This is a genomic window from Peribacillus sp. TH14, from assembly GCF_016651145.1.
GTDB lineage: Bacteria > Bacillota > Bacilli > Bacillales > DSM-1321 > Peribacillus > Peribacillus butanolivorans.
Genome location: NZ_JAEKEK010000001.1, coordinates 3397798 through 3410856 on the forward strand (window position 1 = coordinate 3397798; position 13059 = coordinate 3410856).

The 13059-nt window shown below is 39.3% G+C and carries 13 protein-coding genes; 11 read left to right on the top strand and 2 right to left on the bottom strand.

The features are described from left to right. Window positions 1–4 precede the first annotated feature (4 nt). From cobA to lepB, 7 genes are all read left to right on the top strand, one after another. Entirely contained in the window at window positions 5–1468 is a 1464-nt protein-coding gene (gene cobA / locus JFU50_RS16480; protein WP_201223353.1) for a uroporphyrinogen-III C-methyltransferase, read from the top strand. Between the two features lie 44 nt (window positions 1469–1512). Then, a complete protein-coding gene (locus JFU50_RS31990) occupies window positions 1513–1773 on the top strand; it encodes a DUF3953 domain-containing protein (RefSeq protein ID WP_397443376.1) in 261 nt (86 codons plus the stop codon). A gap of 36 nt (window positions 1774–1809) precedes the next feature. Then, complete coding sequence (locus JFU50_RS16490; protein ID WP_201186257.1) at window positions 1810–1983, top strand: hypothetical protein; 174 nt, start codon at window positions 1810–1812, stop codon at window positions 1981–1983. Window positions 1984–2372: 389 nt separating this feature from the next. Further along, window positions 2373–2783, top strand: coding sequence for a DUF4064 domain-containing protein (locus JFU50_RS16495; RefSeq protein WP_201186254.1), 411 nt, complete (start codon window positions 2373–2375; stop codon window positions 2781–2783). A 268-nt stretch (window positions 2784–3051) separates the two neighbouring features. Further along, window positions 3052–4944: an immunoglobulin-like domain-containing protein gene (locus tag JFU50_RS16500; RefSeq protein WP_201223355.1), complete on the top strand. Its 1893-nt coding sequence runs from the start codon at window positions 3052–3054 to the stop codon at window positions 4942–4944. Window positions 4945–5152: 208 nt separating this feature from the next. Next, window positions 5153–5536 carry a DnaJ family domain-containing protein gene (locus JFU50_RS16505; RefSeq protein ID WP_201223356.1) on the top strand — a complete coding sequence of 128 codons (384 nt, stop codon included), beginning with the start codon at window positions 5153–5155 and terminating at the stop codon, window positions 5534–5536. Window positions 5537–5600: 64 nt separating this feature from the next. Further along, a complete protein-coding gene (lepB, locus tag JFU50_RS16510; RefSeq protein ID WP_098175739.1) occupies window positions 5601–6179 on the top strand; it encodes a signal peptidase I in 579 nt (192 codons plus the stop codon). A 46-nt stretch (window positions 6180–6225) separates the two neighbouring features. Here lepB and JFU50_RS16515 read toward each other — a convergent pair whose 3' ends face one another. Further along, window positions 6226–6906, bottom strand: a complete 681-nt coding sequence (locus JFU50_RS16515; protein WP_201225108.1) for a VOC family protein — start codon at window positions 6904–6906, stop codon at window positions 6226–6228. 222 nt (window positions 6907–7128) lie between these two features. Between JFU50_RS16515 and JFU50_RS16520 the strand changes: the two genes are divergently transcribed. Further along, window positions 7129–7614, top strand: a complete 486-nt coding sequence (locus JFU50_RS16520) for a DedA family protein (protein ID WP_201186249.1) — start codon at window positions 7129–7131, stop codon at window positions 7612–7614. Between the two features lie 111 nt (window positions 7615–7725). Here JFU50_RS16520 and JFU50_RS16525 read toward each other — a convergent pair whose 3' ends face one another. Continuing rightward, window positions 7726–8460 carry an SDR family NAD(P)-dependent oxidoreductase gene (locus JFU50_RS16525; RefSeq protein ID WP_053347355.1) on the bottom strand — a complete coding sequence of 245 codons (735 nt, stop codon included), beginning with the start codon at window positions 8458–8460 and terminating at the stop codon, window positions 7726–7728. A gap of 559 nt (window positions 8461–9019) precedes the next feature. Here JFU50_RS16525 and JFU50_RS16530 point away from each other — a divergent pair. From JFU50_RS16530 to dat, 3 genes are all read left to right on the top strand, one after another. After that, window positions 9020–10360, top strand: a complete 1341-nt coding sequence (locus JFU50_RS16530) for an MATE family efflux transporter (protein WP_201186247.1) — start codon at window positions 9020–9022, stop codon at window positions 10358–10360. Between the two features lie 153 nt (window positions 10361–10513). Beyond that, window positions 10514–11926: a dipeptidase PepV gene (gene pepV, locus JFU50_RS16535; RefSeq protein ID WP_201223357.1), complete on the top strand. Its 1413-nt coding sequence runs from the start codon at window positions 10514–10516 to the stop codon at window positions 11924–11926. Window positions 11927–11951: 25 nt separating this feature from the next. Next, window positions 11952–12803 carry a D-amino-acid transaminase gene (gene dat / locus JFU50_RS16540; protein ID WP_201186241.1) on the top strand — a complete coding sequence of 284 codons (852 nt, stop codon included), beginning with the start codon at window positions 11952–11954 and terminating at the stop codon, window positions 12801–12803. Window positions 12804–13059 lie beyond the last annotated feature (256 nt).

Consider the following 13059-nt stretch of genomic DNA (forward strand, 5'->3'; position numbering starts at 1 on the left):
AGTGATGACCAAGGCCAAGGGGAAAGTCTATTTTGTGGGGGCAGGTCCAGGCGATGAAGGTCTGATTACCGTCAAAGGGCAAAGAGCGATTGAAAAAGCGGATGTGATTTTATATGACCGGTTGCTCAATCCGAAGCTTTTGGAAGCTGCTCCTCCTCATTGTGAATTGATGTATTGTGGAAAGACGCCTTATACAAAGGGCATTAGGCAAGAGATAATCAATGAGCTGCTCGTTTCCAAAGCGCTGGCAGGACACAATGTCGTCCGTTTGAAAGGCGGCGATCCTGCCGTTTTTGGAAGAGTTGGGGAGGAAGCGGAATCGTTGAAAGAAAAAGACATTCCATTTGAAATCATTCCAGGAGTTACGTCGAGCATTGCCGCTTCCATGTATGCAGGAGTCCCCGTGACCCATCGGGATGATTATGGACGTTCCTTTGCGATGGTGACAGGCCATGAACGTACCAAACAGGAAATAGATTGGACTGGGCTTGTACATAGTGTAGATACCGTTGCATTTTATATGGGAGTAGCCAATCTTCCGAATATCTGTGAAAACTTGATCAGTCATGGAAAATCAAAGAACACGCCGGTACTCGTCATTCAATGGGGCACCTATGGAAGACAAGAAACGGTGGAGGGGACCCTGGCCAATATAGTGGAAATGGTAAGTGAAAAGTCGCTTCAGAACCCGGCTATCACCTTGGTCGGGGATATCATTTTACTAAGAAAAAGGCTGCAATGGTTTGAAAAGAAACCACTATATGGGCAGCAGTTTTTAGTAGCTAGAACGGGAACGACAAAAAGTTCCTTGGCGGAGAACCTTTATGAACTTGGGGGCGATGTCATCGAGTTTCCTAAATGGATTACGACAAAAGTAAAAGCTAAAAAAAGTCAGCTGCTATCTTTCCTTTTGTATGATCGGATGCTCTTTACCTCACCAGAGAGTGTTCATGGGTTTTTAGATTTACTCACAGAGTATGCTATAGACTTCCGCCAAATTTCGGCCAAGCTTTATGTGGTATCGAGGAAATCGAAGAAAGTCTTACAGCAACGCGGGTTAATTGCAGCTCTCAAATCAGAGATGACGGAAGACGGAACTCTGCTGATTATAGGAGATCGGAAAAAGGAACACTTGGATCCAAATTATGGGGACGAGGACTATTTTCAATCTATCGAAAAATATGTGGATGAAAGATTTCTTGAAATTCTTCCGAGAATGCTAGAAGAAAATGCTGTTGATACGGTTCTTTTTTCTAATCAGCATTCAGTGGATATGCTGATGGATTATGGGGACAAGGCAGGCGTTGATGTTAGCGGGATGTTAACTCAAGCTACCATCGGGGTAATCGGGAAAAGTACCGGCAGGAAACTTAAAGACTTTGGGTTTACGCCGGATATAATGCCGCATGAACCGTCTGTCGAGCAATTGGTGGCTTTGATTGTGAATAGGAATGTTTTTAGGCTCTGATACAGAGCCTTTTTTCCATTTTCCAGCCAAAATAATGGTGATAAATGGTATGCTTTTTCTTTGGAGGGGATTTGTTGCTGATAAAGATTCAAATTTCGTTGGTGTTTAGTATAATAGCCCTATCATCTTATAGTTTGATCACTAGGAATGTAGACTACTCTTCATACACCTTATTTTTATTAGGAGCTTTTGTGTTGTTTGTGGGAATAGAAAAACTTCGGAATGACCGAAAAGTTCGAGGGTATGTTTGTATCTTAGTAGCTTTATTTGTCCTTTTAGTTTCTTTACAAGGTTTTAGTAACTAAGCGATGGTTAATCATTTAATTTCAGGTGGTGATATTATGAATTATATTGGTGATATATTATGGCAATTATTTTACCTCGCTCTTCTTGTACTTTTAGTCGTAATGGTTGTGAAGGTTTTCCGTTTCTTTATAAAACACATGACAAAAATGCATCATTTAGAAAATAAAGTAGATAAATTAAACGAACAGTTAAAAAAGAAGGATGATTAACGGCTCTATATCTGAGTCGTTTTTTTATATGCCTTTATGAGTCTTCTTCAATTCAATCCTGTAGCTTCGGAACTAGTCTTATGGAAGGGTGGGTGTTTTTCATTAATAGAGTATTAGTTAGTCTCGCAATAATCATATTTATATTAAATTTTTTCATATCACCTGTATTTTTTGGTGAAGAACCAAGTTCCAATGGTACGTTTATCGGATTAATTTTATTATGCATCTGTCTTATTAGCCTTATTGATGAAGTGAAGAAAAAATAATAATAGAATAGCAGAGCCGTGTTTATGCTCTCAAAAAAAGCCTGAGGATGTTTAAGAAAAGTCTTTTATTCCTTCCCAGATTGGGTATTATATATAAGTAACTTTTCTAGGGAGGCGAATGAATTGAAACGGACATGGGAATTTGTATTAAGTATTATTGGCGTGAGTATCGCTGCGATTTCATTAATCGTGACGATTATAGCAGCGGTTTATATCAACAGTATCGATGTAACAGAAATAGTAGACTACTCATTAATGACAGAGTCAGAGTTTTCAACGTCTGATATGGATATGTCAATCAAGTTTTTTATTGGCTTATTATGGGCTGGGATTATATCCTTGTTTATTGCATTGGCTGGCGGCCTGATTGCTATCTTTCTAGTAAAAAGCGGCAAAGTGAAGGCAGCCGGAATCTTATTCATCATTACAGGCATTCTGACCATCTTTCATGTATGGCCCCTTATCTTCTTCATCGTGCCGGGTATCATGTGTCTGGTGCGGAAACCGAGTGAACCGGTAGATGTGATTGTATAATAGAATAGCCACATAGCGCCGAAAAGTCTAACCATAAGATAGGAAAAATTTTAACCATAATAAATACATATTCTTGTGATTGGAAAAGAAAGAAGCTGACTCGATAATGTGAGTCAGCTTCTTTTGTTCTAGGTAATAAACAAATTGTTTATCCTTTTTAGGAATTTGATTTCAAAAAACCAATTTTATTCCAGTAATCGTTACAATTACTAGATTATCATGTTAGAATTATTATAAATTTAAATATAAATAGACTGGAGTTTGATTCATGAAGTTACCTTTAGTAAAGGCTGGAATAGTAACCTGTTTAACATTCAGTTTGTTCAATGGACAGGCTTTTGCGACGTCTGAATTAACCAATGCCTGCTCATCATTTGGTGAGATTCAACCGAATGTAAATCCTTCCTATCCACAGATTAACTGCTTACTCACTAATGCAGCATTAAAAGCTGAAATCCCTCCTGAAGTGGTAAAGGCCGTGGCTACGCAGGAAAACGGGGATTGGAGGCAATTTAATGATGCTGGCAAGCCTATTAAATCCGACGATGGCGGTATCGGTCTTATGCAGCTTACCGATAAACGTGGGTATGACCAGAAAAAGTTGGAAAATGATATAGTTTATAATATTGAAGCTGGCGTCGAGGTCCTGAGCAGTATGTATTCAAGAAAAGATTTGCCGAAAATCAAAGGTGCAGGACGTAAAGTTATTGAAAATTGGTATTTCCCTGTCATGGCATACAATGGGACAAAACCTGTGAACAGTCCTCTTTACCAGGAAACTGGGAAAATAAATACGAATGCATATCAAGAAGAGGTTTTTGCTGAGATAGAAAAACAAAGTTATTTGAATGATACAAAACTAGCAAAATATCCATTCAGAACATCCGACTTTCAATATGATCGTGAAAGCACTGAAAATATCACCTTTAAAATGCTGGAATACACACTGGCCGATCAAACGCATGACTCTGCTTATTGGTTCAAGGCAGGAGACAAAGTGGTGACGACACTAGATGTGAGAATACGGAAAGAAGCAAATACTTCGTCAGGTTCCAATACCGTGCCAAACGGTACAAACTTGGTCATCAGCGGGGATTTTGTCTATGACAGTTCTAAGATTAATAAATTTGTCTGGTACCCCGTACAAACTGAAGATCAAAAGGTGAAGGGCTATGTTTCATCAGCTTACATTGCGAAGAAACAATCAAGTCCTGGTATGCCAATTAAGGATACGGTTAAACCTGTCATTTCAGGTGCAGCCAGTAAATCCATTCCGTTCAACTCAACTTTTAACGCTAAATCGAGCGTAAAAGCTAAGGATGAATCTGATGGTGATTTAACAAGCGCCATACGTGTTGAAGGTACTGTAAATACTAAGAAAATTGGAACTTACAATTTAACATATACTGTAGCTGACAAAGCGGGAAATGTCGCAAAAGTTACTAGGAAAATAACAGTATATGATCATGTTAAGCCAGTAATTTCAGGTGCCGCAAATAAAACAATCAGACTTAATTCTTCATTTAATCCAAAAACAAACGTGAGTGCTAATGATAATGCAGACGGCAGTTTGACTAGTAAAATCAAGGTAACGGGTACGGTAAATACAAAGAAAAAAGGAACGTATACATTAAAGTATACAGTCACTGATCAATCAAAAAATGTTACGACAGTTACAAGAAAGATCACCATAGATAGCACCAAGCCAGTCATTTCCGGCGCCAAAAGTAAAACCATTGTCTATAACTCAGCTTTTAATTCTAAATCAGGAGTAACTGCGAAAGATAATTTGGATGGCAGTTTGACTAGTAAAATCAAGGTAACGGGTACGGTAAATACAAAGAAAAAAGGAACGTATACATTAAAGTATACAGTCACTGATCAATCGAAGAATGTTGCGACAGTTACGAGAAAGATCACCATAGATAGCACCAAGCCAGTCATTTCCGGAGCCAAAGATAAAACCATTAACTATAACTCGGAATTTAACCCTAGGTCAGGGGTAACGGCGAAAGATAATTTGGATGGCAGTTTAACAAGTAAGATCAAAATCACAGGGACCGTAAATACCAAGAAAAAGGGTACCTCTACATTGACTTATACGGTTACTGATAAGTCCAAAAACAAGGCATTAGTAAAAAGGAAAATCACAGTTAAATAGATAGAAAAAAAGGGATTCCGGAATTGGAATTCCTTTTTGCTTGAATGCGGATGCATGCTGGAATGTTTTCGGCTGAACAATGAAATTATAATAGTAGAAAGAGCTTAATAAATGAAGTTCTTGGTTGGTGTATATGAGTAAATATTGATTTTAATGTTATAATTGTAAATAGATGTAATATCGAAGTTGTCTGGGGGGAGATAGTGTAATGGGCAAAGAAGAGGGTCATGTTAATTGGATGGATCAGATATTTCGGGACTATGAAAAGGACGGCGGTCTGAAGAATAATCCTGGCTTTGGAAAACCGCTTCCGAAGTCGGCATTATTGGGAAATATGTATGATAATTTCTTAACGAAGGCCAAAGACGCCGGTTTCCTTCCGCTTTGGATTAAATGGCAAAAAGAAATCCGGGGAGAGCTATCTGACGTGGTTCGATTAAAAAAAATGAATTCGTCTGAATCAGAATTAACCAAACGAATTGAAGAAATTAATGAGAAAGTACGTACATATAATGGTATTTGTCCGACACAAATGCAACGTCGGGAAATCGAGTGGGGAAGCATCGAAGTTCAGTATGAAAAATGGAAGTGATAGATAAAGTGCAAAATGTGGGTATTTGTATGACGTGATTATGAATGGATTATGATATAATGACATGAATAAAAAACAGAGAGAGGGACTTCGTTTGGAAAAAAGAAAAGAAGTTTTTTCATGGATAAAAGCGATCGGGATTGCAGTCATTCTGGCCTTTCTAATTCGAACATATATTTTTGCACCTATTGTCGTAGATGGTGAGTCAATGATGCCAACTCTACAAGACCACGAACGAATTGTACTTAATAAGTTTGGAACAAACATCGATAGTATTGACAGGTTTGATATTGTTGTTTTTCATGCAACGGTAGATAAAGATTATATAAAACGGGTTATCGGTCTTCCAGGTGACCATATAGAATATAAAGATGATACGCTTTATATTAATGGAAAAGCATATGAAGAACCCTACCTAGACAAATATAAGAATCAGATGGCAGGCGTGCCGCTAACCGATTCTTTCAAGCTCGAGGATATAACCGGCAGCATGACAGTGCCAGATGATCAGCTGTTCCTTATGGGGGACAATCGCCAAAATAGTTTGGATAGCCGTGAAATCGGCACGATTTCCGTCGACGAAATTGTCGGCAAAGCGAATCTAGTGTATTGGCCGATCAAGGAAATAAAAATTGTAAAATAAAAGGAAGCGGACTCGATTGTCGAGTCCGCTTTATTGTTGGAAAAACTTATATCGGTGAAGAGATGAACCGAATGTTCCCATTTTCATCTTGATGAATCGTTTTCCCAGGATCTACTTCGATTGTTAATGGGTGAATCTCTGCAGCCCGGTCTGAAAAGAACCAGCGCCGTCCCGGTTTGCTTAATAAAATGAACACACCATTGCTGCCCATGAAAGAAATGCCATTAGGATTCAAAGTGCCGTTATCCCGGGGGGGAATACCAAAGTCGATTAGTTGCTGGCCGATCGCATCGATTTTGGCAGTTGTTAAATTAATCTCACCAATGCTTAATAAAGAATCCATTGAGAAAGGCACTTCACTTTCTGGTGCAATTGAATGCCTGGCAATAAACTCTACAATATTGCCGGTCGGATCGGTGAAATATAGCGAGTGTGCATTGAGGTGGCTGAAGTAAACTTCATCATCGCCATCTTCCGTATTTAAAGAAGTCCGTGCTTTGATCCATTGCTTCGCTTCTTGAAATTGATTGGACGGGATATTGAAGGCAAAATGATAAAAGGGTTTACTTCCGTTTTTTGTTTCTGTAAAAGCCAATTCGCTTGCCCCTGCTTTTATAGTAAAGCCATGATGACTCTCGTCTAGCAATTTGGCATTTAGCAATTCGACATAAAATTTCTTCATTTCAGCAATGTCACTCGCAATAAGACTCACTTTTTTAATCAGCATATTTATCACCTTTCTTCATTCAGTTTCTATCATTGTAATTTAAATCTTCCTTAATAAACCAATTTGGAGTTTGTGTATTCTCTTTTTTTTCTTTTTTCATTAAAACCAACTTATATGGGTTAAATTAGGTTATCCTATTATAAAGAAGTAATCACGTTAACCAGGCCCGTATCAGAAATTGGATTACTTTATTAAAAGGGTGTCTGAGATGGAGTACTAGAGATGGACATGGTAAAAGATTTAATATCAAACTATGGTTATTTTGCGATATATGGACTGCTGGCCCTCGGAATTATTGGTTTGCCGGTACCTGATGAGTTTATGATGACTTTTGTCGGCTATTTGTCGTCCATTGCTGTTTTAAATGTCCAAGGGGCATTCCTCGTCAGTTTTCTTGGGTCGATTTCTGGAATGCTGGTCAGTTACTTTATTGGTAAAAAGGTAGGCAAGCCTTTTTTGAGAAAGCACGGCAAGTGGATTAAGATGACTCCGGCAAGGCTGGAAAGGCTGGAGAAATGGTTCAATAAATACGGTCCGTGGACCATTATTATTGCATATTTCATCCCAGGTGTTCGCCACTTCGCCAGTTATTTTTCTGGGATGAACGGGATGGGGAAACGAAAATATATTATTTTCGCAGGTGCAGGAGCTTTCAGCTGGTGTTTTGTATTTACAGCTTTTGGCTATTTTATTGGTGTCTTAACTTAAATTATTTGGGGGAGAACTGACTTCCTTAAGTGGGCCCGAGTTTTAAAATAATGAAACAAAACAACCCCGTTTTTGAATTTCAGAAACGGGGTTGTTTATTGTTAACTTTTATTATTGAGCAGAATATCCACCGTCGATAACTAGCTCAGCACCAGTAACGTATGAAGCTTCATCAGATGCTAGGTAAAGCACTGCATTTGCAATATCAGCTGGTTGACCTAAACGTTGTAATGGAGTCGCTTTAACCATTTGGTTTACAAGTTCTTTTGACTCTTCTAATTTTTGTGTCATTGGTGTTTCGATAATACCAGGGAATATGGCATTAACACGGACGCCCATGCGGCCATATTGTGTTGCAGCAGCCTTAGAAATAGCACGAACAGCACCTTTAGAAGCTGAATAAGCGTTTAAACCCATACCGATTTGAGCTGTAAAGGAAGAAATATTTACAACAGCGCCTTTTCCTTCTTCAACCATGTAAGGAACAACATGTTTCATACCAAGGAAAGGTCCAAATCCGTTAACACTTAACATTAGTTGCCAATCAGCCAATGTTGTATCATTAATTTGTTTTTCTGTTGAGATTCCAGCATTGTTGACTAGGATGTCAACTCTACCAAATTTCTCAATAACAGTATCCATCATTTTTTTCCAGCTTTCGTCAGAAGATACATCAAGAAGTGTACCATAGACATTATCTAGCTCGTTCACTTTTGCAACAGCTTTTTCATTGATGTCAGCAGCAATAACTTGAGCTCCTTCTTTTGTGAATAGGTCTACCATTTCTCTACCCATACCGGATGCTCCTCCAGTAATAAGTGCCACTTTATTAGTTAATCTTCCCATCATAATCACTCCTAATAGATTTTTAAAAGCTGGACAATATGACCACGCATAGTGCAAAAGTTGTATGATCAACGAGCAATACTATAACTCCTTTATGAATCCGTCAAGCATTTTATTTTTCCGTTTACACATTGCCTTTTTCTTGCTGGGAAAAAAGATGTTGTAAATCTGGGAAAGTTGATATATTTAAATAGACTTCCCACTCCCTGGTTCAAAAACAAAACATACAGGTATAGTTGAAAGCGTTGTCAATCTTTTAATATTCAAATTTTGATTCCGTAAATTGTCAATATACAAAAATAGCTTAACCGTTCTATTTGATAATACTCACCAGCAACCTTGTAGATCCTTTCGCACGTTATCATGGTCTTCGTTTGAGAAAAGCACTATATATTTCCTAGCAACTTTTGTTGATGAGTACCATATGTTCAATTCTAGTGATTAAAATCGAATACTGCAAACTTTTTGTACTTTCAATACAAAATTTTATAACATCATTCCATTTCTTGTTTTTCAGGCGTTTGAGAAGTCTTTTATGTAAAAAGGAGGTAATTTATTGATGAATCACAGAATGTATCTATCCTTGGCCATTCCTCTTACGATTTCGACAATGAGTACGCCTTTGCTTGGGGCGGTTGATACGGCTGTGGTTGGAAAGTTGAGTGATCCTGCTTATATCGGCGGGGTAGCTGTTGGAACCATTATTTTTAATACGATGTATTGGCTTTTTGGTTTTCTGCGAGTTAGTACATCTGCCTTCGCTGCACAAGCAGAGGGGGCTAGGGATGAGACACAAAGCCTGATGGCCTTGATTCGTCCTTTTATGATAGCGGCAATTATCGGTCTTCTTTTTATCGTAATTCAGAAGCCCATTTTAAATGTTTCCTTAGCTGCAATCACGCCGGAATCGGATGTTGCCGCCTTTGCATCTGACTATTTCAGTATTCGGATCTGGGGTGCGCCTTTTGCGTTAATGAACTATGTCATTCTAGGCTGGTTAATTGGAAAATCCCGCATAAAAACATCTCTGTTCATTCAAGTTTTCATGAACCTGATCAATATTGTCCTGTGCTTGCTTTTTGTAAATAGGTTTTCCTGGTCTGTATCAGGAGTCGCTACGGCTTCATTGATTTCAGAGATTGCAGCTTTCTTCGTTGGTTTGTTGGTGATTAGGAAGGTAGTTTCCATACCTGAAACCTTTTCTTTACGAGCGGGATTCGATTATACTTCCTTGAAAAAAATGATGGTGGTGAACAGGGATTTATTTATCAGGACAATTTGTTTGATTACGGTTTTTAATCTTTTCACGGCCAAAGGAGCCACTTTTGGGACAGAGACTTTGGCAGCCAATGCTGTACTCATTCAAATTCACTATCTGATGGCATATTGCTTTGATGGTTTTGCAAATGCATCGAGTCTTCTGATTGGGAAAGCCATTGGTTCGAGAGATGTACACCTTTATAAAAAAACGCTAGCTCTTTCAGCGCAATGGGGCCTGTATTCCTCTCTCATACTTGCTGTTTTATACTGGTTATTTAGCGATAAAATTATTCTGCTCTTCACGAATATCCCAGGAGTCATTGAACTGACCCATGTTTACGGACTTTGGATAGTCATATTCCCATTCACAGCCTTTATCGGACTCATTTTCTATGGAGTGTTTACGGGTGCTACTGAAGCTGTTCCTGTACGGAACTCCATGCTTCTTGCGCTGCTGGCCTTTCTGTTTGTCCAGTTTTTGGCCGTCCCGCAACATGGCAATCATGGATTATGGCTTGCCTTTCTTATATTCAGTTTAGGTCGTTCCTTATTTTTAGCGTTATACATCCCGAGGTTAAACAGAAAAATAATGATTCTAATGGACGAAGAGAGTTTAGTGAAGACACCCTCTTATAATTGAGAGAGGGTGTTTTTTAGTTGCAACGGTCATTTTGACAGTAGTTTGACGTTGGTGATAAAACGGGAATACTTAAAAAAGGTATCAACGCTTGGCGAATCAGATAATAAAAGTGATAAAATAAAAAAATATATATAAAAGAGGAGTTGTCGTATTTTGAGTGAAATGAATTGGCGTGAAGAAGTTGAGAAACGGAAAATGGACATACTACTGGATACGCAAAATTTATTAAAAATAAAAAGCGTACTGGATGAAGAACATCCGACAGAAGAGGCTCCATTTGGTAAAGGGGTAAAGGAAGCGCTTGATTACATGCTTCAGTTAGCCGAAAAAGACGGTTTTACTGTGAAGAATGTCGATAATGTCGCCGGCCATATTGAAATGGGTGAAGGCGAGGAGTTGATCGGTATTTTATGTCATGTCGATGTTGTTCCTGAAGGAGATGGCTGGAGTTCGGATCCGTTTGGCGCTGAGATCCGTAATGGTCGTATTTATGCTCGTGGGGCAATTGATGATAAAGGGCCGACGATGGCTGCCTATCATGCAATGAAGCTTGTCAGGGAGATTGGTAAGCCTTTGAACAAACGTGTGCGGATGATTATCGGAACGGATGAGGAATCAAACTGGCGCTGTGTTGGCCGTTATTTTGAAGTGGAAGAAATGCCTTCGATGGGCTTTGCGCCAGATGCTGACTTCCCAATCATCAGTGCGGAAAAGGGAATCTGGGATTTCTCAGTTATACATCCAGCCGATACAGGCAATGGAACGAACTCCGAAGTGAATGTTATTGAATTTTCATCAGGCCGAAGAACGAATATGGTACCAGATTTCGCAACGGCTACAGTGGAAGCTGTAAATCCCGCTGAAGTTGTGACAAACTATCAAAATTATCTTCAAAAATATTCGTTGAAGGGGCAAGCCGTACCACAAAAAAATCAAGTGCTTCTAGAACTGAACGGCGTTTCAGCTCATGCAATGGAGCCGAAAAATGGAGTCAATGCAGGTATGTATCTAGCTGTATTTTTAGCAGACCTAACACTTGATCCGCATGCGAAATCCTACTTTACTTTCATTAAGAATTATTTGTTTGAAGATTCCCGTGGAAATAATTTAGGTGTGGCTTACACAGATGAGCAAACAGGTGAATTGACGGTTAATGCCGGAGTATTCAACTATTCCAAACAGGGTGACAGTTCCATTGGCTTCAGTATGCGCTACCCGGTAACATTTGAATGGGAACAGCAAAAAGCGGCATTAGAAGAAAGACTTGCAGCATATAATTTGCGTGTGGAGTCTAATTCGCATTCAACGCCTCACTATGTGAACAGCGAAAGTTTCCTGATTAAGACGCTGCAGCAAGTGTATGAAGCAGAGACCGGTGATAAAGCAGAACTCCTTTCAATTGGCGGTGGCACTTATGCCCGTTCATTGAAGGAAGGCGTCGCATTCGGGCCTCTATTCCCAGGCAGTGAAGATATTGCGCATCAAAAGGATGAATATATTGTTATTGAAGATATGCTTAAGGCAACAGCGATTTATGCACGTGCCATTCATGAATTAGCTAAATAAGAGGCTGAGAGGGAGAAAGAAAGACATGGGAAAAATCATTTATAACGGCGAACTTAAAACAAGGTCGGACGTAAAGGTTGATATTGAGGACCGAGGTTATCAATTTGGTGACGGGATATATGAAGTCATTCGAGTTTATAACGGCGAAGTATTTGCGAGTAATATGCATGTAAACCGTCTAATGGACAGTGCAAAAATGATTCAGCTGAAGGTCCCTTTTACTGTAGCGGAAATCGAAGCTCGAGTTAAAGAACTAATCGCTGAAGATAAACTACGGAACGGGATTGTCTACATGCAATTGACGAGGGGAGTGTGCTCGCGCACTCACGCTTTTCCAATTAATGAGGTGGAGCCGGTCTTTGTCGCCTATACGAAAGAAATGCCCTATACAGGAAAAGTGAAGCCTGGGGTCAAGGCCGTGACGACCGACGACATCCGCTGGTTGCGCTGTAATATTAAAAGCTTGAATCTACTAGGTAACATATTGGCTAAGCAACAAGCAGTGGAAGCTAGCTGTGACGAAGCAATTCAGCATCGTGATGGGACGGTAACGGAAGGAAGTTCATCTAACGTCGCTATCATGGTGAATGGGACATTGAAAACGCATCCGGCCACCAACTTGATTCTGAATGGGATTACTCGTCAGGTGATGCTAAAACTATGCGCCGATAATGATATTCCCTATGTCGAAGAAGCCTTCACAGTCGAGGAAATGATGGCAGCTGATGAGGTCCTCTACACGAGTACAAGTGTAGAAGTGACACCGATTATTAACATCGATGGACAATCGATTGCTAATGGAGAACCAGGACCGATTACCAAAAGTCTGCAAAAACTGTTTTCTGAAGAAATTGAGAGACAATGCGGTGCCGTTTAAAGAGAATTAATAAGTGCCCCCCTGCCACGCGGCAAGGGGGTTTTACATTTCACGTTTTTATATCCCCATTCGTTTTCCTCTTATTCGTTATCGGAATTCAAGCATTTTAACAATTAAAACCTTTTGTGATTTTTTTGTATTCCAATCTAATAGTTAAAAAGCTGATATATATAATATGTGTTAACTAAAAAAAAATGTGGTTTACAAAAATCTTTTCTACTATTATTATTTAAATAAGGCATGGAGGTCGACCGGT